The following is a 23,619-nucleotide window of genomic DNA, read 5'->3' on the forward strand; positions in this document are numbered from 1 at the left end:
CTGTTAACAACGTTCTACCTTAACAATATTTATGCAAAAATCCAGCTTAAATACACAAAAAAAGGCGTGCTTTATGCACGCCTTTGATTTGAATAGTGTTTTTTATTAAGTTTTGACAGTTTATTTTGCAGGTAAAACCGTGCCTTCAACTGAACCAAAACCAATACGATTAAAGCCGTCTGCTTCACACCAGCCACGCATGATAACCTTGTCACCATCTTCTAAGAACTTACGCTCTTCGCCGTTGTTTAGTGTGATGGTTTCTTTGCCGCCACGAGAAAGCTCTAGCATAGAGCCTGCTTCTTCGTGCTCAGGACCAGACTGTGTACCAGAACCCAGCATATCACCAGGAATAAAGTTACAACCGTTTACTGTATGGTGCGTTACCATTTGCGCCACTGTCCAATAGCTGTGCTTGAAGCTAGACTCAGAAAGCTTGCTTGGTGCAGCACCTTCAGCACGCATCTTTTCAGACTCTAGTAGTACATCCATTTGAATGTCGAATGCACCCGCTTCACGGTTATGTGAAGATTCAAGATACTCTAGTGGCTGAGGATCGTTTTCATCACGGTGCCACTGTGTACGGTATGGTGCTAGCGCTTCAGTTGTTACAACCCAAGGTGATACTGTTGACGCAAAGTTCTTTGCTAGGAATGGACCAAGTGGTTGGTATTCCCACGCTTGTAAGTCACGTGCAGACCAGTCGTTAAATAGACAGAAACCAAATACGTGATCTTCAGCATCTTCAATGCTAATTGCATCACCAAGTTCATTACCTTTACCAAGGTAAATACCTAGCTCTAATTCGTAGTCCATACGTTTTGCAGGGCCAAATGATGGTACGTCTGCATCAGGTGCTTTTGTTTGACCTTTAGGACGAGGGAAGCTTTGACCAGATACATCAATAGAAGATGCACGACCGTGATAACCAATTGGTACCCATTTGTAGTTAGGTAGAAGCGGGTTATCAGGGCGGAATAAGCTACCTACCGCAGTTGCGTGATAGATTGACGTGTAGAAGTCAGTGTAGTCACCAATGTGGCATGGTAGTGCATATTCAACGTCATCTTGTGCAACTAAAGCAGACTCAAGTGCACCTTGGTGCTCAGAGCCTTCACGTAATGCTTTAGACAATGCTAAACGAAGTGCTGACCAATGTGCTTTGCCCATGCCCATAAACTCATTAAGCGCAGGTGCGTTAGCCGCTTCTACCGCTTCTTGTGCTTCGCCAGAGAAAATACCTGCAGCTGCAACTACCGCTAAATCTAAAACTTGGTCGCCGATAGCAACACCACCGCGAAACTCTTCAGATGCGTCTTTACGACGGAAAGAGGCGAATGGTAGGTTTTGGATTGGGAAGTCATTACCCGCAACGTTTGCGCTGCTTACCCAGCTTTTTAAATTAATATCGTGCGTTTCATTAATAAAAGACATGGTCTTTCCTTTTGCATTAATTGGCTAAGTCTAAATATGGAGATTCAATAAAGTAAATCAAGCTTGAAAAACGACTTAGCTTTAAAAACTACAAAAGCAGCTACGTTTATAACGTCAGCTGCTTTTAATTTATTCAGCTTATCTAAAATTAGATAACACCACGGCGCTCTTGGTCACGCTCGATTGATTCGAATAGTGCTTGGAAGTTACCTTCACCGAAACCACCATCATCAACACGTTGGATCATCTCAATGAAGATAGGGCCAAATAGGTTCTTAGTGAAGATTTGAAGTAAGTAACAGTCTTCGCTTTGGCTATCTACTAAGATTTGGTGCTCTTTGATTTTTTCTTTGTCTTCCTTAACCCAAGGAACACGGTCAAAGATAGTGTCGTAGTAGTGGTCAACGATATCTAGCGTTGCGATGTTAGTTTTGTCTAGCTTATCTAGTGAACCAACAAGGTCATTTGTTAAGAACGCAAGATGCTGTACACCAGGACCGTTGTACTCGTCTAAGTACTCGTCGATCTGGTTGTTGTTGTCATCTTTACCTTCGTTGATTGGAATAGAGAAAGTACCACAAGGCGACTTAAGCGCGTAAGAAAGTAGTGCCGTCTTTTGACCTTTGATGTCGAAGTAACGTACTTCTTCAAAGCCGAATACGCCTTTATAGAAGTTAGCCCAAGTTTCCATCGTACCTTTGTAAACATTGTTTGTTAGGTGGTCGATGCGGATGAAACCTTTATCTTCAACAATGTTTTGCTCAGCTAGGTCTTCAAAATCATTTTCAAAGATTGAACCTTTGTCACCGAATACGTCGATGAAGTAGATTAAGCTGTCGCCAATACCGTAAATCGCAGGGTATGGTAGGTCTTTGTTTGCTGAATCTGTCGCAGGCTTAGCACCACGCTCTACAGCTACTTCGAATGCTTTTTGAGCGTCTTCTACACGCCAGCCCATTGAACAAATCGCAGGACCATGAGATTTTGCGAACTCAGCAGAGAAACCGCCACGCTCGTTATTTAGTAAGAAGTGGATCTCGTTCTGGTTGTAATGAACGATATCTTTACCTTTAAACTTTTTAAGTTTAGAGAAACCAAAATCAGCAAAGATTTTGTCCATGTAATCTGCATCAGGGGTTGCGTATTCAGTAAATTCGATACCAACCAAACCTAGTGGGTTTTTTACTTCACTCATTGTCATACTCCGCAATTAAGCACAATTGGGTTGCTTGTTAGATTTGTTGTTGGAACGAATCATTAATCAAAAATCGCAATAGGGGAAGATAGGGCAGTGATATTGTCAGGAGGGCATTTGTAAATTTAAAAACACACATTAAAAACGACTTTGCTGCATTTCGACTAGGGCAGGCGATGGAATCTCCTCAAGTGGGCCAGAACAAAAATCGATGAATATTTGCTGTTTTAAATCGTGGAGTTTGAAGCTTGTAAGTCATTGATGTTAAATGGTTATTTTCGGTTGGTGGTTTTTCCAGGAAATGGGTTTATAAGTTCAAAGAATACCTCTGAACTTGCATCTAAAAGGAGTGGGTGTAAAGAAATGAATACAGTTGAAAAACAGATACAAAAAAAGCCGCATAAGCGGCTTTTTTGCTACAAGGAAAATTATTGCTTAGAACCTGATACTTCTAGTTCTTCGCTTAAATAATGCTCTTGAGTGTGTGGTTCATGGTTGCCCTCTGCGCCATGCATCCAGTCAACTAAACGGTCACTTAGGAAGTACATTAATGCTGCCGAGATTAAGCCTGTTGCACCTAGACCAATAAAGATACCCATGGCATTTTCCATAGCAGCTTCACCTTCACCGATGAACGCACCTACGAATGCAGCAATTTTGTTTGCAACTGCAGTACATAAGAACCAGATACCCATAAGCAATGAAGCAAGGCGTAGTGGCGCAAGCTTACTTACCATAGAAAGACCGATTGGTGACAAGCACAGCTCACCTAGAGTATGGAATAAGTAGAAAAGCACTAACCAAATCATGCTGATTTGCAGTGCATCTTGACCATTACCACCTTCAGTCGCAAGTGCTAGCATCATAGTGAAGAAGCCAAGTGCTAAGAAAACTAAACCAATGGCAAATTTAACTGGCGAGTTTGGCTCTTTGTTATCAAGCTTAAGCCAGATCATAGCTACAATCGGCGCGAAGATAATGATGAAAATAGAGTTAAGAGATTGGAACCAAGAAGCTGGAATTTCAAAGCCCATCAACATACGGTCAGTGTAATCGTTGGCGAAAATATTCATTAGACCGCCAGCTTGCTCGAAGCCCATCCAGAAAATGATGCTGAAAACACTCATTGTGAAAATTACCTTGATACGGTCTTTTTCAACTTTAGTTAGAGGCTCTTTTTGACCTGATTCAGACTGCTGCTGAGACAGTTTTGCTGAAGGTACTACACCGATGTCACCTAAATACTTTTTACTTAAGATCATCTGCATCACAACAGAGATAACCATACCGATACCGGCCGCGATAAAACCAGCCTGCCAGTTAATTACAGCTGCAACGTAACCTGCGATAAGTGGACCTAGAGCGCCACCTAAGTTAATACCCATGTAGAAAATAGTGAATGCACTGTCACGACGTTTGTCGCCTTCTTGGTACAAGTCACCAACCATAGTAGAGATATTTGGCTTGAATAAACCATTACCAATACAAAGTAATGTTAAACCAACATAGAAAACACTTTCTTCGATACCACTTACCATGGCATGAGGAATACCCATAGTAAAGTGGCCAGCAGCCATTAAAATACCACCAATAATGATGGCTTTACGTTGACCTAATACGTTGTCGGCTAACCAGCCACCGAATAGTGGTGTTAGGTATACCGCCATAGTAAATGTACCGTATAGACTTAATGCATCGGCGTTGCTCCAGCCGAAGCCGCCGTCTTGTGCCATAGCAACAAGATATAATACCAAGATGGCACGCATGCCGTAGTAACCGAATCGTTCCCACATTTCTGTGCCGAATAGCAGGAAAAGCCCCTTAGGGTGCCCTAAAAACTCACCTGCTTTAGGTAATGTGCTCATATTTCTTCCTAAATTATCAAAATGTGTTGTGTGGCCTAATTATAATTATGCACTGTGTGCTTGAGTGACGTTTGGCCAAACGTCTAATAACAATTTCATTAAAGCGATGTATTGTTAAGATGTGCATTGCTTTAATGAAATTGGTAAAACCTTGAAACAGGTACATTCGCATTATTTTTGCGTAAATATGCACTGCAACGATGCAGTATACCCAGCGCTCGGCGTTAGGGGAAGTCTGACAAGACAAACCGAGTATTGCATAAGATAAAATCTGCTGGTGCAGATTAAGATGATTACAAATCTTGTTGCTCATTCTTTGACGTTAACCAGCCCGGTTTTTGACTTCGATTCAGAGTCGCGAGCACTGAAATAGCCTTTTCTATCGTGATGCGTTGATCAGCAATATCTTGATAAACCTGTTGTGCTGTTTTTTTACGTTTAACGGCAGCGCCAGCATCTAAAAATGACTCGATAACCTGATTAAAGAATCCTCTAAACTTGCTTTTCGGCTGTTGCTCGTCATCTTGATTACTCTCAGTTTTAGCTGTAGTGACTTTTTCTTGAATATACTTAATTTCGGCTTGGCTAAATTCATTTTGCGCGTGTTCTGAGTGTGCAATGTCTTCAATTACTAGATTTAAATAGCCAATCTCAATAGCACTGAATTTAGGTTGTTGAGCGAGTTTTAAAAGTAGCTTTCTAAACTCAGACTGTTTGGTGGCCGAAGACTTAAGGGTTTCACAGATCTGATATATCTTTTGCCATTGCTGCCACATGTAAACATAGTTGAGGCCCGCACCTTTAATATTTTGCATACCCACGATGAGTTGATGTTGGTTTTTCATCGCTAGGCTGGCGATATGGCTTGTTAGTTGATCTGGTTTTACATAAGCGTTTTCTACCAAGACTATTTTGCTTGCAACGATGCTTTGCACTGTTTCCTTTAATAACTCTGAATGATTTGATAAATCATCTATATCAAGCAGTGAAATAGCCATTTGCCAGTTTTCATATTGAGTGACAATTTTTTGTATATGGCCGGCATCGTTTAACAACCTAGCATTTAACACGGTTGTTAAAGTTTCTAAAGAGGTTATATCCGTGGTCTGTAATGGTATGTCTAATGTGTGATTAATTTTCTCAAGCCAAGTCTGAGCGCTATAAAGTACATTCAACTGGTTAAGAAAGGCCTTTAGGTCGTTTACATCGTTATTTTTCAGCAAGGTATCTAGACGTTCGTCAATGGCATGCTGTAAATATGAATTGAAGCCGTCCACGTTGGTGCCTATCACCACTAGGTAGTCGAAGCGTAAATCTTCAGCTAAGATCTGCGCGAATACCTTTGAACGAGCTATACGGTCATTTCGATTATTGATTAATGCAATGGTTTGAATATGGGGTTGGTCGTTTAAATCAAATAGCTCCAAACGCTTCCAGTTTTCAACAGTTGCAAGCCGCTCATTGGCCGACATACTATTCACAAAAGATTGAGAGATAGTGCCGATAGGGGCCGACTGAAAATGTTGTAACACACCAATGTCTGGCACGATGCGCTCAGCCGTTTCTTTATATACATAGTCTTTTTCTATGCCAATATACTGAGCCATTTTGCACACAAGTGCGATGTTATCAGGGTGTTCTTCATAGGGGTATAATGCACGAATATCAGGGGTTATTTGATAGCCATCTCCCCAATGAGTTTGAATTAGGGTCGTGTGTTTGGCATCTGCGGCATCACTTAAAATCGGCATCATCGATTGTTCAGCAGTGAATACTTGTGTGTTACTCCCTATAAAGGCTGACATCTCTTTGGCAACATCAATGCCTGTTGGGCCCAGAATATCTTCATGATCTGGATAAGCATTAGTAATGGTGGCAAAGTTATCTTGCATCCAGCGGCGTAGAATTCTTACATATCTTGGGGTTAGGCCCATACATTCCCATAGAAAGACATCGGCTTTGGTTTTTCTTGCAAAATCGAGTACATCGCTTTGCTCCCATATGCTGGCCTTATCGAAAGGTCTGAATAGTGGCACTTCGTACTGCTCTCCGCTGCTCTTACCATAAATCATCATGGCTTCGCACCCTGTGGTTTTGGCGATAACACGTAAATCTAAACTGCTGAACAGTGCGGCTTTTAATCGTTCAGTACCTGATTTTCCTCGCGTTCCCCAACCTCCGATGCTGACAGGGATTGCATTGCGGTTACGTTTTATTTTTTTGCTGACATGGATGTGGCGACCCCAAAAATAAGCCATAAAGCCGGTAACGAAAAAGATCAATTGCGAAATTGAATTTTGATAAATTGAATACAGGTATTCTTTAAAGCTAAACCAGATATTAAGGAGTACTGGGGTCAATGCGGTTTTACTATAGAGTTTTGAAATACTTTGCTCGACAGGAAATGATGCACCAAGAACATCCCCGTACGCATTAAATTTTATTTCGAAACCGAGTTCTCTCAAGGTTGAAATGAACTTCTTTTGCTCAAGTTCACTGCCTTTTCTTAAGCTATCGAGTTGCTCAAAATGAACTGAGATGTACCAATATGCTTTAATTCGTTTGATGAGTCTGGCAGGGCGATGTATTTCTAAAATACCGTCTGGGGTGTAGCTAAAGGCTGGCTCTTTGCTTCTATCTTGGCTGAGTACTGACAATAGGTAATCTAATAGCGGTAAATGCGGTCTTGCTGAATGCTCAGTTAGGTTAAACAGCGCCTCACCAGGGACGTTGGTTTCACTAATTTCAGCGACACTACAGCTGGCAACATGTAAATCAGCTGAGGGCTTTTTTGTCTGTGTATGGTTAAAGCTCTGACGTTTATCTGTACTTGGGTTAAAGAACTCATGCCAAATTCGCCAAAAGCGCCGACCTCGTCGATAGCCAGGTATAATATGCCAGTGCTTTTTTGTGGCTCTACCACTAAATGCTTCTGCATGTTGTGCTTTAAAGCTCAAGGCTCGGCCTAGGGTGTGACGATCAATTCCCCCTGAGAGCGTTATACTTTGTGTTTGTGAAAGCTGTTCTTCGATATTTGCCAATAAAGTTTGCTGACTAAAGCTGACTAATTGCTCTCTTGCTCTTGTAATATGTCTTTTTAATGCGATATGGGACTCTTTGTCGAGCGCTATATTAAGTGTTTGAATAAATTGCTGAAAAATCTGTTCAGGCTTATCAGATTGTAGCTGTAGATTGAGCATTAAACGGGCGCTGTTTTCGATATTGAGCCGTTTTACTTCAAAAGGCAGCGGCTTTTTAAGTACTTGTTGCCAAAGTTTAAAGATGAAGGCATCTTCGGCATATTGTGGTTGAGTAAATTGTTTTACCAAGGTAAATAACACTGCACTACAGCTCTCTTCTTCGAGCCTTCTCACTAGTAGCTTTTTTGCTTGTCCTAAGTCAATGACATTTAATTGCTCAATTAACGCTTGCCTTACACGTGGATAAGGGTGTTCACTTAGGCTATTAAGCAAGTCCATTTCTTTGTTTGAAAAGTGAGGTTGCTTGGCAATGATCCGTGGCAGCGCAGCAAGCACAAATAAGCTGTCATTATTTTTAGGTTTGTCAGCAAAGTCGATGACGGTTTCTTGTATTAGCGCCCAAATATGCGCTCTGATAAAAGTGGGGCGCTGAACATATAAAATCTCAAGAATATCAATCACAGCTTGGTAAGGGGTGCTCGGTTCTTCGAGTAATTCAATTAGCTCAGCAGCCAGTCCCTCATTGAGTTCTGGATCGGCGTGACACTGGTGTATGACAGCCACCTGATTCACTAAAGCACGAATAAGACTATGCTTGATATGAACACTGTGATTATTTTGCAGCATCTGCATAAAAAAGGGTTCAAGATCGAGCTTTTTCCAGTTGTCTAAGATTTCAGCTTCATTAGCACGTAAATGAGATGTGGTTAGAGCGCCAAGTTTACTGATCAGAAACTTAAGAGTTTGTTCGGTGTCTGCAACTTGCCGTTGATAACGGTCTATCACGGCACCATCATCAAACCAGCGTGACAAGGCCTGTTTATCCTCTTTTAACTGGGCTTCAGTGGCGCCGAGCTCTCTTGCATAACTCAGAATGTGAAGCTCTTTTTCTGCGCTTATCTCTGCTTTTGCTAAGCGCTGTACAAATAACTGATAAGATGCGTCTAGCTTTTGAGTATGCGCATTAAGCTTTTCAATTTTGTGCCTTAAAAAGGCGATGGATTGCAGTTGCAACCAAGCTTGCAGCGATTCATTTTCAGGAATATTTCTAATTAACGGCCATTGTAATAGCTCATTGATCAGATTTTGATATTTATGACGGTAGAGCTTGAGCCAAAACTCTTCAATATTGGCGAATAAAATTAACTCAAGTTGCTGCTTCAATTCATTATTGGTCATAAGTATCTTGTTCTAAAAAATGCGTCAATTGGAGAGATTCAAAGAGAATTTCATCGTGAGCAAACGGCCCAAACCCGGTATTTTGCAAGTTCCCTAGGTTTATTTCTAAACGTAGTGAGTGGTCTTTTCTAAACCAATCCTGTGTCCAGCTCAGTTTTATCCATCCTGCTGTATTGTCTGAAAAGTCAAACAAAGTTTGCCAACTTACTTGGGTTAAATATTGCCACGTATTGTTAGGCCTATGCTGATCAGCAAATTTATATTGTGATGCGCCTGCGAGCGTAAAAATATGCCCTCGGTAAAATTGCTGTAGCTCAATATCAAAGCCTAGGCTGTCAAAAGACGACCAGTCTTCATTTGAAGTTGTAGAAAAGCTAGCGGATAGCTGATTATCTACCCAAGGTTGATAGCGATATTGATAAGCCGTCCGCCAACCATGCATATGATCTTCGCGATAAAAACTAAACATCGACGGACTCATCAGTCTGTCAGCAATATATTCATCTGCGGTGATGCTAGTGTAGTAATAAAATGGCTGCCACCACCATTGATGACGATGAATGTTGTCGTCACGCCAAGTTTCACCGATTTTAAAACTGACATTAGAACTGAGATGGCTCTCGCTAATAGGTGTATCGTTTTGCCAACGGTTATTTATTCTAGCTTCACTAAACCAATGACTTTCTTTCGATAACCAATTGTGTTGTGCGTTGATAGAAAACGTTTCGTAATTTTGATTATCGAGTGTGAATAATGATTCTAGTAAATACCAATGTTGCTTATCTTTATTTCTTAGCCTTAGTCCAAAATCGGTATAGTGGCGAGCTGACGGGCTTTGTTCACTTTCGAAGATACCTGCCCGGTTATATCTAACGAGCCCTTCAACATGAGTGAGGTTTTCATCAGTAGATAAAATATCCTCATAAAATGGCTTTTTCGATGGTTCATGAAAATAAATGGGCTTTTCAACGATTAAAGGCTCGATTGTTGGCGCAAAACTGGTTTTAGCTCGATTGGGATCAAGTTGCCATTTAAAAACGCGTGCTAACTGTGAAGTCTTTGCTTGAATATTGATTTTTCCTGCAGGATAAAAACCGATTTGCTCATCTCTGACTTGGCCTGAGAGGCGCTCAATTTTTATTAAACTATCTGAATTCAGTTTTGCGCTTATTTGTTGTTCAGCTTCTGCAAAATAAAATAGCTGGCGTGTATCTAACTTCGCATCTTGCCAGCGGCCTTGTTGATAGGTTTGAATTTTTACACTGACCAGTTGAGAAATAAACGGGTTCATCCAGCGTAGGGCGATTTGCCCATTTGCAAGCTCGGCATCTGTTAGTGCTAACTCACTATTGTGATTACTCTCTATGGTCCAAAGTACACTGTTTTTGCTGGTAGACACAAGAATATTGGCGTAGTTGGTCTTCACTAACTCTGCAGCTGCGAAATCAAAAATGAGTTTTACTTTATGCCCCGCCAATTCTCTCAGGTCTAAGTTTAGAGTGTGATTTGGACGAATTAATAGCCCGTCTAAGTTTGAATTTTGGCTTGTATGGCGGCTTATTTGCTCGGCAAAACTGCGTCGCGTTATGGCATTCATGTCAATGAGTTGAGTGCCAGAATAATTTAAGTACTGTTCAATAGGTTGCCATGACCCATAATGCTCAATACGGTTCTTAAGTGAGTTTAAACTGCCAGATAGCTTTATGTATTCTAGTTTCTCAAACAACAAGTTGAACTCGTAGTTGTTTAGAGTCTCATGGCTTAATCGATATAACGCATTTGTGAGTAAGGTTTTAATATCGATATCAGGCTGGTGGAGTAGGTTAATAAATGGCTGCTTAAGAGAAAATGCCACCGCGCCGGAGCTTAAGTGCGATTTATATACAAGTGTTTCAGGTAATACCCTTAAACTCAAGTATTGCTGTTGCTCACTACTTAAAGTCAGTTGATCACCTTTATTTAGCGTGATAACTGCTTCACTGGCCACAGAAAGTTTAAGCTCATTGCGCTGAACTTGCGTGGTAGAAGCGACATCCGCAAAGACAGGTAAAATGGATTGTGTTGAGTTTGTATCTATATGTAGCCAGTGTTGTTGCTGTGTACCATCATGGATGTAAGGCGTTCTGACTCTTAACTGTAATGTTAAATCTTGCTTAGCATAAAGCTGTATTGGTGAACCTGTTTGCAAAGTATAAGCATTGTAATCAGATGTATCACCTTGCAAGTTCACGGCACCAAAATGTTTGATATCAAATGAAAAGGTTGTTGGCTCTTTCAAAGGGGTTAATTGTGCAATACGGCTTTGCACCCAGCTATGTAAAGCTGTGTCTGTGAAATTATGATTATCATGCTGTGACCACAGAGCTTGTAGGCTTTTTTGTTGTGCTAACAATAATTCTCTCATCAAGCTGTCACAGCCAGTTAAAACATCAAACTTGTATGCACATAAACCTTGTAATTTATATACCTGTTTAGCTTCTAAGTAGCGGCTAAAAAGTGCCTGTGCAGCATAATTACTGAGTAGTGGACGCTCGGATTGCAGCAAACTTTCTAAGTAGGCGTTGGCTGTCGAGGCTCTGTCGAGCTCAGTCAATAAATCAATGCGCATTCGCCAAGCATCGAGTGCAATGCTGGCAATCTTGCTATTGACTAAATCTTTCAACAAGGGCAAAGCTTTACTTGGCTCTGACAACGCTAAGTTCATCGCTTTTGAGATTAACTGGTAGTCATTTTCATGCGGTCTTTTGTTAACAGATGTCTCGAGTGGCAGAGGCAGACTATTGAGGAAAGCCTGTGCCTGCAGATTGTTTTGTTGCTCAAGTAATGTTGCTAGCGTAGGGCTTTTGGCCGCTACTTTTCCTTGCATTAAATAAAGTAATGGGTTGTTTGGCAAGGTCAATAAGTCATCTACTTCAACGGCAATACTTACCATTTGTTCATCGGCACTGAATAGTTTTAAAGAGTGTGATTGCAAGCTTACAGGCAGCACAATTCGGCTGAATGCTTGGCTTGGTGAAAATTGAATAATATGCCTTTGATTGTCGTATTCAGCGACTAGGTGGCCGCTATGCTCCGCTTTAACATAGAGAAATAATGAGTCTCTGATCCGCTGAAACTGGCTGATATCAAAACTTAGCGTGTTTTTTAGTTGGTGGCTGGTGAGTACCTTGTGTTGTGACACTGAATAGAGTTGCTCGCTTGCAGCACGTAAACCAGAAACGACCCTTTGTTTGCTATTGTTACTTTCTATAGGTAACCCACGATTACTAACTTGCACATTTCTTCGTGTTGAAATGGTGCTCACCAGATCTTGGTAACGTCGCTGTTCAAGCACTGACGCGTCAGCAATTGAGAAGTGACTAATTGAAGATACGTCTTGTTGGGAGTAAATTTTTACAAAGGCGTCATCTAGGTTTGCTGTCCAATAAGGGTTAAGCAGTGCTTCAGGTTGTTTGTCTAGTGCATCAAGGTCGTAAATGCCGCGATGCATTTGTTCGAGTTTTATAAGTGCTTGATCTTGGGCTGTGATTTTTAAGTAACTGCCTTTGGGCACAGCGATGTAATCAGTATTTACAGTGCTGACTTTATTATCTTGATATTCAGGTGCATGGGCGTTCGATACATTCACTAAACTGACAGGTTGCTCGTTTACTTCAACAAAGACTTTATTATCTTGCTTGAGGTTTGACATCCACTTTCGAACTGAAAGCTTGAGCTTTTTAGCCTCAGCGAAATATAAACGCATGCTTTTCTTCGGCTCTAACGTATAGTAAAACTCGTGATCTTGAGCAAGACTTAATTTTGTGGCTTTGAGAGGCAGTTTTATTGCGCGACGAAAAGGGTCTCGGTGAAAATGAAACTGACCTTGTTTGATATCTAAACTTACCCAATCTTGAGTGATATTTTCGAATTGAACAAGTCGATTGTATTGCGATGCTGGTAATTGGCAACGATGCGCTTTACACATCAATTCACTTGGGTGGAGCTTGCGCATTGCATACTGTGTTTGCCCTACCCAAACCATGGTTTTGTTGAATATATCGTCTGGTAAAGTTAGCCAGCGAGCGGCTGGTAAGTACAGGCGTTTCGATTGATTTTCATCAATACTAATAAGACTTTTAGGCTGACCAAGTGCTAAATCTGAATTTACCCACGCAGGTGCAGTTTGCAGTGGTGCGGGCGCTGCAAACAACTGACAGGTAAATAAAAGACCGATTAAAATTAAATAACTTGGCTTATACATTCAGAAAATTGACTCATTGTATGTTGTTCTTTTACTAGGCGCTCTCGCATAGGCTTGCTTATCTCTATGTGAATAAAAGAAAAAGGTGCTAAATTAAGTTTATGTAATATGTTCTTCGTTCCGCCAAGCTCTTGTATTAATTCTGGATAGAAATAGCTATTTCTTGATATTTTACTTAAGCATAGAGTTAATTGCTGCTTAATGACATTGCCTTTTCTGCCTTGACTGATAATAAAATCGGCTTGCCTTCCATTATCGCTTTTTCTTTTGCTTTGATTAAAGCCATGTAACTGTATGATTTTGGCACTCGGATGAATCGACTGAAAGGCTAAAATGGCACTGTTATGTAAATTATTGCGACGTTTAGAGTAATCCATTGACTGCTTATCCAAACTGTCACTGTGTCTGTGATGCGTGTTCGCTAACATGAGTTGGCAGTGTGTATTATATATTTGCTCACCTATTGTATAGGTGTGTGTATCAAAGAAACGATGTGGAATAGAAATAATACATGCTTTGGCATTTAATCGATAAATGAGCGCTCCGCCGCCATTTACTGTTGAGGTAGCTTGCAAATGATGCCTGTTATTTTTAAACGCATATTGCCAAGAATCTAAGTTGGCCTTATTCGCAGACTGAAACCAATTCGATACATCTTTCGTCAGTTTTTCTAGTGTTGATTTTGGCTCTGCACAAGCGACGGTCACACTACAACTTACTATGATGGCAACAATCAGCTTAATCATTTTCATATTGCCTCCATTGCGCTTCAGAGGGGGCTTGCATAAGTTCATCAAGCACACTGATCCAAATATCTTGTTCGGCGGTGAGGGTGATACTTTTAAGTGTCTGTAAATCATCGTTTATCGCAAGTGAGACACTGTTGTATGGGATCACTTGTGCAATTGCAGGATGCAGCGCATAGACTTTGGTTAATTGTGCCGGCATCAATGCAAAACGTTTATTTTTAATTGTGTATTCAGGACTTAAACCGTCTTTGAATCGACCTCTAATGCGAGTGTTTAGTACCACGAAATCTTTGAACTCTTTGGTTTTAAGCACTTTAATAACAACCGATTCGGGTTTGTTTGAATAGTTTAAAGTTAAAGTCTGGCCAGCTTTAAGAAAGTAGCCTCGCTGTTTTTGCCAAGGACGCTCACTGCCTTCGTTAACAAATAAAGTATGTTCAGGGCCTTTGAAAGAGAGCAGTTGAGTCTCAGTTAAATCTGTGAGGGCGCGCTCTTTGAAAAACGGGGCTTTTTTATTTATCTCAATAAGACGCTTATCTCTAAGTTGGTTGTTTCTTTTAGCCTGTAATAATTGTCCAAAATTAAAAACTTGATTGAATTGATGCTCTGTTGGATCTGCTTCAGAATACAAATTAGCAAAATACTTATCTGGGCTATTGACCAAAAATGTATTTGATAGAGGTAAGGTTTGAATTAAATCCCGACTCATGTAGGTGGTTGCCATGTCTTCATTACTAGGTAATGGAGGCGGTATTTCAAACAAACGCACATTGGTAATGCGCTTTTGTTCGGTAAAAGTAAAATCATTCTGCGCTTTTTGCGAAAACCAAGCACCTATAGCGGCAAAGTTATCTAACTCAGGTTTGCAGAGCTGTTCGCATAGCTCGGTTTGATAATGAAAAGATGACTGTCTGGCTTGCAATTTCGCGAGCACAGACTGTGGCGATGAAATTTTGATACGATCCACTGTGTTAGGTAAGCGAACATAGTATTGCTCAGATCCGAAAACAGGCTGTCGGATGGTTGTTTCGTCTATGATCCTGTCAAAGTTGCTTGTCTCGCCCTGCAGAAATATACGGAATTGCTCTATCTCAATATCGTTATTATGAAGTGTGATATCAACAGGCGTGCCTTTTGGGCCTCTAAACTCAAAGTTGATATCACTACCTTTAGCAACTTGGTATTCAGCATTAAAGTGCTCGTCAATGTTATAAAAGTAGCTATGCAAAGCATTAAACTGGGCATCGTTTTCAGCAAACCATCTAGTTAGTATAGGCTTGGCAGATTGAACCACAATCAGGCCGGGCTCAACACTTGAAATACGATAAGTATTGGGGGTGTCAGTGGCAGTGAAATTTAGCTGAATAGGCGCCTTGAGTTGTTTAATGTCATACCAAGTTGCGAATAATGTCGCGTCGCTCTGCTCTTTAAAGACATATAAGTCTTGAGTTTGATAGTTTCTGAATGAGGCACTCAGTTGGCTATCAGTATAGAAGCTATCTAGGTTTAATTGCGCCGCACTAAAGTCATAACTTAACACGTAATAGGGCAGTGTTTCGTATAGGGTGTCGCCGGTAAAGTCGATGCCGGGGATCCCTTGTGGCGCTAATTTTTGCCACTCAAATGTGACTGCATTTAGTATTTCTTGGCTCGATAAAGCGTTGTTGCCAATGGTGTGGTAATTAGTCATTCGTTCACGCCAATCGGTAGATTGCCTTAGCCAAGCTCTATTGATGTCATTGAGGCTTACAGGGGTTTTTGCGTGCAAACGAATAACAACTCCTCTCAACTGATTATTTTCAGGTATCAGTTTTAATGCGATTGCAGATGCATTAGTGAGTTGCTCATTGCTGATAAAAAACGACTGTCCAGAAGAGACGGCCAAGGTATCGCGATTTTCAATAATTTGTTTTACTTGCTTTTGCTCATTATCTAAGGCCAATTTAGAAGCATGATGATAAACATGCGTACTGAGAGGGGTCGCTTTACTGTCTAAAAGCGTGTACTCAATGGCATAGTGAACGGGTTCTTCAAATTGTTGTTGCTCCGAAAAAATTGCATTTGACAGCACACGAATTGAATAAGTTCTATCGGCTGAAAAGTTAAATGTAAGCGCCTTATCTTGTTGTAACCAATGTACTGTTGAGCGCGTTTCATCTTCAGAGCGAAGCGCAACCGGCTCTGCAGACACTACCCAAAAATAACCACGGATCACGAGCCAAAGCAGCAATAAGATTAAACTGATTCTAAAAAATAAAGTCAGCAGGTACTTAATTAAATACATTAAGTCCTCCTGTCATCATTTGAGTAAATCTTTGCAAATCGACGACTTTATTTCTTTTCGGTAAGTAAATAAGTGCAATCTTATTATTTTGCTTGATCAATAAGGCGAGTTCGTTTGGCATAGAAAGTTGTGTGGCCTGCAAGGTACACGCATTTTGTTGTTCACATAAAGATTTAATAAAAGGCAAATGCTGAGAGAGCGCATAATGCTCGGTAATATCCTTAAAGGCTTTTAATTGAGTCGTGTTAATTGCTTGCCAGTCACTTGGAGACAGAGCTGCAATATTAGTGTGCTTCAAAATAGGGTGCTGCGATACCGCTAATAGTCGTTGCAATAGTGCCTCGCTCGATATTGAAAAGTGTTGCTTAAAATCGGAAGCAAGCCATAGTGTGGCGAGCTCACTTGCAGGCGAAAATATCTGGTATCCGGTTTGAGGAGAGGTACCTAATTCGAGCCCTCTTGTTGCAGCTTGGCCTAAAACAATTTGATGCTCTACTCCTAGCTCTTTGAGTGACTCCCGTACCTTACCCAGGCTTAATTTATGGCTCGGATGAGGTTCTGTGTACTGAAAAGCTAAAGCACTTGGGCGAATGTGTGACGGCGCACTGTGGCTACGTATTTGTAAGTTTAAAACGCCGGATTGAGGGTAGTGACGTAATGCACTCTGATGCACAATATTAAATAAGGTTTTTACATTGGCAGCGGCCATAACATTGGCCTCTTCACTGGCAAATGGGTGCGCCCCAGCGATTAATAACAGCTTTGCATTACTCTTTTGATATAGCTGACTGGCAAACTGTATGGTATTACTTTCATACAAAGGACGAGGTACTTGGATATTGAGTGTATTAGTCGGGTCTAAATGAATGAAATAGAGGCCTTGACCTAATTGGAAATACTGTAAGTCATCTAAAGGAGAAACCTTGATATATCGACCGCTTGCAGTATTGAGTAAACTTAATTGGTAGCCGACCATACGGGCAATATTGTTTATCTTATTTAGTTGGTTAAGTACATCCGTCGTGATTTCTTGCCCTGCAAGCTGATCAGATAAACTGTATAGCGGACGAAGGATCTCATACTCCCATAGTGCCGCCTCATTATCAGATAAGCTTTGAAATAGTTGGCTACCTTTGGCTGTTATCTTTGGTATAAAAGCGTTTATTTCCTCTTCTAAGCTGGTTTCAATTTGCTCAACTGGAGACTGATATAGTTGGTCACTTAAAGCGACTTTAGACAGCAGGGAGGTATAAGCAGAAGTATCAATAAAGGTTTCGATCAATCTACCTTCAAAGTTTGGGTTTGGCAGGCTTTGATTGTTTAATAAGCCAAAACTACTTTGCGTAAACCCTAATAGCTCAGTGAGAAGAGATTGGTTTACCGCAGCTGGAATGCGATTGAAGATCCAAAATTGTCCTGTTGCACCATACGGGCCAGTTTCAAGCAAGGCTGTAGTACGTGCGTTAACTGAGCGTAATTGCACTATGTCTTCGCTTTCAAGCGCATTTATAAAGGCCCAATAATAGTTACTTTGCTGACTGGTATTATCGGCGCTAAAAGCCGGCGTGGCTTGAGTGCCTAAAGCCAATGCATCTGCTTTTAGGAGTGTCATAAGCAGTGCTGAAGAGTCTGTTGCTACACGTTCTGTGGAAGGGTGAGGGACCGATAGCAATAAACCTGTATTAGTTTGTTTAGATAAGACAAACAGTCCTCTAATTGCATATTTTCTGGCATCTTGAATATAAATATATTCTCCATCTAGACGCAGTGAAAAGTCTAACTTTAGTAACAGCTCTGTGGCTTTGTTAATGTTGTCTAAATTACGCCTGTCACGGTTTAAAATGCTGATAGCAGCTCTAAAGGTTTGCAAGTTTTGGGTCTGCTGATACTGGCTGATCTCTACTTTATTTTTTTGGTCGGTATACAAGTAACTTTTGTACTCACTGAGCTGTTGGCTGAGATCTTGTATTTCAGTATAACTCTGTAAAGACTTTATTTGGTTGCCAATAAATAGAGAGGGGACAAACATGATCACAAAGCCAATGAAAATAGCGACAAACCCACCGACAACAGAGGTTTGAAACGTTGCTCTAATGATTAATCCAAGGGCATTTTTTTGATAGATTTTTAACGCCAATAAAGTGGATAGCATGTATCCGAAAGCAAATGTATCTGTCACTTTTAATGCAGGGTAATAATTGACAATAAAATAGTTAAGCGCGAGCTTGTAGGCAAAGCCAATATTGAAGAAAAAGAGTAGTAAGCGCGCGCCTTCAAAGTTGGCGTTTTTAAGGCGTGTGTATTGAAGAAGTAAAGTCCCGATGATCAAGATCACGGCTGTTTCAATAAAAGAGGTCAGCAGTTTACTCGGCTGCATGAGTTGCAATGCCAGTAATGCAGGTAGCATGATACCGTTAAACTCCCAGCCGTATTTTAAGTTGGCACGAGAGGCGATAAATGCGGTGATCACTAAAATAATATAGGCCTTTGGTGCTGCAATTATCGAAGCTGCCACGTCTTCATACATAATGGCTAGATTGGCAATGCTGAAGTTGGTCATCGGCATTAATACATATCGTACTAAAACATAAGTAAAGATAAGCTGTATCAGTGTGACTTTAGTGCCATATCGAAAACCGCCGTTCCACATAACGTTCGCTGTGAGGGCAATGATGACTAACCCTAAGCTATACAGTTGTGTCGAGTAGTCAAATGTGATGTCCCAACTGCCTAGTACATTGGCGACACTAGGCCAAAATAGCGTGTCCATGACCACACGCACTAAGATACTGATCAAGATGATGGCAAAGAATCGGTCTCGACCAAACATCTCAGCATAACCGAAGCGCTCCATTATAGTCTTGGCAGTAACTCGCATGACGAAGTACACTACGAACGCTTCAATTATGATAACAGCTGCAGAAGTCGGGCTAACAATGAGTAATGGCACAAGGTAACCAGGTACAACCAGACCTGTTAAAGGGAAACCAAAGCGAAGGTTTAAGAAGCACACAACTGCTATGCCTACCCAGACAGTGGTGATAACTGATTGGCCTAAGCCGCTACCTGTCGGAAAAATACTCAGCACCCAATCCATTAATTAGATGCCTCAGACTCGGTGTTATTTTTTTGCTTTTCACTGTTTTCTGACAGCAAACCAGCTTGATCTTCGTTTTGGTGTATTTGGCTCATCAGTTCAGAGAGGTTAATGAACTCAAATAAAATCCCCCCCACTTCAAAGGGCTCTCCTGCACTACTTTTTTCATCCGATGATTCAATGGTACGTACGTTTAATACAAACTGCTGTTCAGCCAATTTTACTGGGAGATAAATTTCGCCTTTGTGCAAAGTTAAATAGCGCAGTTTTCCTTTGGCATTTTCATGATCTAACTCACTGACCTGACATAGCAAATCGAGTGCTGTCATCTCGAAAATAGGCAAGTGATGCTGTTTCGCTAGCTGTTCAAGCGCATGATTAGTTTGTACCACCTGACCGAATAAATTGAATAGCACCGACGCTGAACGGATCTGATTAAATACATGCTCTAAGGTTGTCAGCTTTTGTTCCATTTCGTTAATCGAGAGCTTTATTTGCTGACTCAATGGTTTGGCTAAATTCAAGGTGAGTAAACGAGCAATTGCATTGCTTTCGGCTTTGCCTTGCGTTTCGAAAACACGATAATGAAATAAAAGCTCCCCAACCTGATTGGCAAATCGATTTACATTTTTAATAAACGCAGCTTCGTTAAATCGTTCATCTGGAGTAATGGTCATCGCCCAGAACCCACGAATATCACCAGCATACATAAGCGGGACTATGTACTGGGATTCGTTTTCTTCCAATGCATTAAAGAAGGGACGTGTAATTTTGACTGTACCAAATGCCTTGATTGCATCTGAATAGGGCGCACGTTCGTAGTCTCTGCGCATCTCATGAATATCAGAAAGATGGCAATTAATGGCTCTTATTTCGTATAAACGATGATCTCCCTCAAGGCGAGCAAGCAGAATACTTTTATCTAAATCCAACTGTTGGTTAATTAATTGAATAATAGAGTCCCAAGGTGTGCTTTGATCTGTGAACGATTTAGGTAGATAACGGCCTGACATTTTTTGCCTGATATTATTCATCAGTCGTTTTAGATCGTCCTCCTCAACCCATTTTGCCGATAAAAACACCCAAAATAAGGTAAAAAAGTTAAGTATCACGCCTTCGGCAGCAGGTAAAAATATATGCATACCTGTCATAACAAAATAACAAAGGGTTAGCCAGGTTATGGAAAGGATAGATGCAACCACAATACCTATATTAAAGGCAATTTTTTGATAAAGAACGAGCAGTAAAATGATGCTGACTAACTGAATAGTCAGGGATAGCTTGCCACTGATAAGTGAAATTAACGACCCTTCAATGAGGTTATGGGCAACAAAAGCATGAAGGTAAATTGGGTTTACTTCAGCGGAGAGTTTTGGTGCCCGAATTGGTAAACCAAAACTGTGATTCGTTTGTGATATTAAGACTAATTTATCGGTGATTTGCCCAGCTAGTAAGTCTTCACTTTGCACTCGTTTGCTATTAAATTTTGGCAGAGCATGTAAATCTAATGCAAAGCTGAGTAATGGTGAGTGATCTAGGCGACGCTCTGGAAATAGCTCAGCCCATAGGCTGGTACATTGGTTATGTGTTTGGTGATTGATTTGAATCGTATAACCAAGCCATGCTTTTAGGTCTGCAAGGCACAAGTTATTATCTGGACGAGGGTAAAAGACCCTTTCATCTTGTATATGTGTTAATTTCGAGTCTGAAACAACAATAATTGCTTTTGGATTGTGCGCAAGTAAGGAATAGACGAGTTGGTCATGTTCAAAAATAAGCGCATCAGCTTCAATGACAACAACATCACTGTGTTTTTCTGATTGAATTTGGCTAAAGTATTTAAAAATAGGTGCATTAAAGCGCTGCAGTGCACCAGTTAGTTCTGCCAACAGGGTAAAGCCAATTAAACTAATGATCAGCCAAAATGTTTTATGCCTTTTTACAAAGAAAAATTGTTGTTTTATCGACACCAAGCGTTCCTAAAAGGTCAATCAGAATTGACTAAAGGTTAAATTTAATCGAACAGCCTTGTCAGTTGATACTTTTAAAAATGATTTTCCATGTAAATGAGTAGTACGCCACGTCCGATCCGTTAATTCAATAGAATCCTGCCAAGAAATTAAAGCAATATCATCTAATTGTAGTTCAGCATTGCCATTTTGGGGAGGTGAATGAATAAACGCGAAACGGATCCCTCTAGGCGGTAAATTCTCCGGGCCCAATACATTCCTGTCGTCTGGTAACTCGAAGTCTATGTTAAATGGCTGCCAATCAAACTCCCCACCTTCTAATACCGGTAAAGTTTGCTCTGAGAAAATAAGTGAGTCCTCAGAAGTTAAGATACTTAAATCTAATTCTAATTTGCCTGCATTGATGCCTTTAGCATACCCATAAAGTGTATGTTTATGAAAGACTTTACTAACGTCATCCGCAGGAGTGAGTGGAAAAGCCCTCACCGTTTGCTTAAACGGTACCCTTAGGGAAAAGTTATCAAATTGGTCTCTAGTTAAGCATAATCCTTGATTGCCTCTGTATGCACCTGTCAGACATGGCACTGTATCTTCATCAGAATGATCCCAGTGATTTATTTCAAACTGAGTATCGTCATTATCCCAATCTTCGAAATCACCAAATACTAATAAATCTCTGCCCAAGATCAGTGAAGTGACCTCAACATCAGTTGCTATTTGGCTCAAAAAGCTATGGCTAGGTGCCAGCTGGCGCAAATCTATAATATGTTCACCAGGTTCAAGTTCGATAACTTCTTGCTTTAATAGTGTCGGGGCAATTTGTTGAGAGAATAAAACGTCAGCATATCCTTGCCTAGGGATCACTGAGACATTATTTGAGAATTCAGCAACCCGTTTTATTAAGTAGTTACTTAAATCACCAGAAATGAGGCGTGGTTTATATTCCTCGATATAAATAGGGTAGGCTCTTGCTGAACTCACTTTAGGGGTGGTGTTTTTGTTAACTCGAACTTCAACAGCAAGGCCTAAAACTGTTTCTAATCGATTTTGATCAAACACAAAATTACCAAGTCCTAATACAGTTGGTACGTCATCATAGACGTCAAAGCCTTGCGCAACGTGAGGGTGGTGGGTCACCATTAAGTCCGGTTTTTCTTCGAGCTTAGAAATCAGGTTATAGCGATTCTCAATATAGTCTGTTTGGGCATAAGAATACTCATCGCCACCGTGTAATTGTATAACGGTGAAATCACTATTTTCTTTGCTTAACTGCAATGCTTCAGCTAAGGACTTTGAATCAGATAAATCAGCTGCACCACCTTTTTCTTCGTCTGCGACATAGGTCACCTCGTGATCGCCACCTCGAATTGAAGTGGCAGACACTAGACCTAGGGTCGTTCCCTTAACGTTTTCAAATACCGGGGCATAAGCGGCAACTTTATTTAGACCCGCACCACTGTGAAGAAGCCCAGCCTCTGATACAAACTTTAGAGAGTCATTTAGCCCATCTAATTGGTAATCGTAAACGTGGTTGTTACCCAGCGCGACATAGTCGATGCCAATTGACTTTAAACCCTCTAACGTTTCAGGTAGAGAGAAAAAAGAAAACTCTTTTGTTGGATGAACACTTACTGGCTGATTGAGCACTGGGGATTCTAAATTTACAGAAGCAAAATCTTGATTTAGAAAGAGTGGCTTTACATGTTGAGTGATTTCAATTGCAGCGGTTGCTGCATTTGATTTATTAATTAAGGCATCTGGTAAATCGGGTACCGAGTTATTCATGGTTGTGATATTTGGATCCATAAAGCGGCGGCCAAACATAGTGTCACCGGCGAACACTAAACTGACTTCATTCTCTGTTTTTTTTGATAGAACAATGACTTCGCTGTCATTTCCCGTAGAAATATTGATGGTTGACAAGAGAATATGATAATCGGGATGGATGATCTCAACAGGGTAATTACCTAAAGTCAGTGTATCTAGATGTACTATGCCTTGAGCATTCGTTTGGTATAAGTTTCCTGCAACTTTCACATCTAAGTTAGTGATAGGTGTGTCTGATGAATCTGTTAACTTTAAAGAGAAAGGTATAACAGTTTCAACGACTTTGTCACGTTCATCTAGTTCTTCTTGCTGTTGCTCAGAAGGCCCTGTTTCATATGGATCTTCAACTGAACACGCCGATATGAATATGAGTAGCGAATAAGCTATAAAGAGGTTTACAAATTTTTTTGGGTAGCTAGTTAATGACATTTAAAACTCACATATATCAGTCGTTAGTATTATAAAATATTTGTTTAGCTTTATGCAATTGTTAAATTTGTATCTAATATGTGTACTTAGCAATTTATTAAAATAGCTTACATTAAGAATAAGTATAGTGAAACGTTCAATAATGTT

10 protein-coding genes are annotated in these 23,619 nt (G+C 40.6%); all 10 read right to left on the reverse strand.

Features of this window, described 5'->3' with window-relative positions:
* Positions 1 to 120 precede the first annotated feature (120 nt).
* Entirely contained in the window at positions 121 to 1,434 is a 1,314-nt protein-coding gene (gene fahA, locus ACXAC4_RS04720) for a fumarylacetoacetase (protein WP_475159403.1), read from the reverse strand.
* Between the two features lie 148 nt (positions 1,435 to 1,582).
* Positions 1,583 to 2,629: a 4-hydroxyphenylpyruvate dioxygenase gene (hppD, locus tag ACXAC4_RS04725; RefSeq protein WP_475159406.1), complete on the reverse strand. Its 1,047-nt coding sequence runs from the start codon at positions 2,627 to 2,629 to the stop codon at positions 1,583 to 1,585.
* A 428-nt stretch (positions 2,630 to 3,057) separates the two neighbouring features.
* Positions 3,058 to 4,494: a peptide MFS transporter gene (locus tag ACXAC4_RS04730; RefSeq protein WP_058029263.1), complete on the reverse strand. Its 1,437-nt coding sequence runs from the start codon at positions 4,492 to 4,494 to the stop codon at positions 3,058 to 3,060.
* A gap of 293 nt (positions 4,495 to 4,787) precedes the next feature.
* A complete protein-coding gene (locus ACXAC4_RS04735; RefSeq protein ID WP_475159409.1) occupies positions 4,788 to 8,873 on the reverse strand; it encodes a poly-gamma-glutamate synthase PgsB in 4,086 nt (1,361 codons plus the stop codon).
* Positions 8,863 to 13,116, reverse strand: coding sequence for a hypothetical protein (locus ACXAC4_RS04740; RefSeq protein WP_475159413.1), 4,254 nt, complete (start codon positions 13,114 to 13,116; stop codon positions 8,863 to 8,865). Before ACXAC4_RS04740 ends, ACXAC4_RS04735 begins: the two co-directional genes overlap by 11 nt.
* Positions 13,095 to 13,868, reverse strand: coding sequence for a hypothetical protein (locus ACXAC4_RS04745; protein WP_475159415.1), 774 nt, complete (start codon positions 13,866 to 13,868; stop codon positions 13,095 to 13,097). The genes ACXAC4_RS04740 and ACXAC4_RS04745 overlap by 22 nt, the downstream gene beginning before the upstream one ends.
* Positions 13,855 to 16,149, reverse strand: coding sequence for a hypothetical protein (locus ACXAC4_RS04750; RefSeq protein WP_475159420.1), 2,295 nt, complete (start codon positions 16,147 to 16,149; stop codon positions 13,855 to 13,857). The genes ACXAC4_RS04745 and ACXAC4_RS04750 overlap by 14 nt, the downstream gene beginning before the upstream one ends.
* On the reverse strand, positions 16,136 to 19,246 hold the full coding sequence (locus ACXAC4_RS04755) for a poly-gamma-glutamate biosynthesis protein PgsC/CapC (RefSeq protein WP_475159423.1): 3,111 nt from the start codon (positions 19,244 to 19,246) through the stop codon (positions 16,136 to 16,138). Before ACXAC4_RS04755 ends, ACXAC4_RS04750 begins: the two co-directional genes overlap by 14 nt.
* A complete protein-coding gene (locus ACXAC4_RS04760; RefSeq protein WP_475159425.1) occupies positions 19,246 to 21,216 on the reverse strand; it encodes a hypothetical protein in 1,971 nt (656 codons plus the stop codon). The genes ACXAC4_RS04755 and ACXAC4_RS04760 overlap by 1 nt, the downstream gene beginning before the upstream one ends.
* A gap of 21 nt (positions 21,217 to 21,237) precedes the next feature.
* On the reverse strand, positions 21,238 to 23,472 hold the full coding sequence (locus tag ACXAC4_RS04765; protein WP_475159428.1) for a CapA family protein: 2,235 nt from the start codon (positions 23,470 to 23,472) through the stop codon (positions 21,238 to 21,240).
* Between the last annotated feature and the right edge of the window lie 147 nt (positions 23,473 to 23,619).

It is taken from the genome of Pseudoalteromonas sp. AWM4_233, from assembly GCF_056158285.1.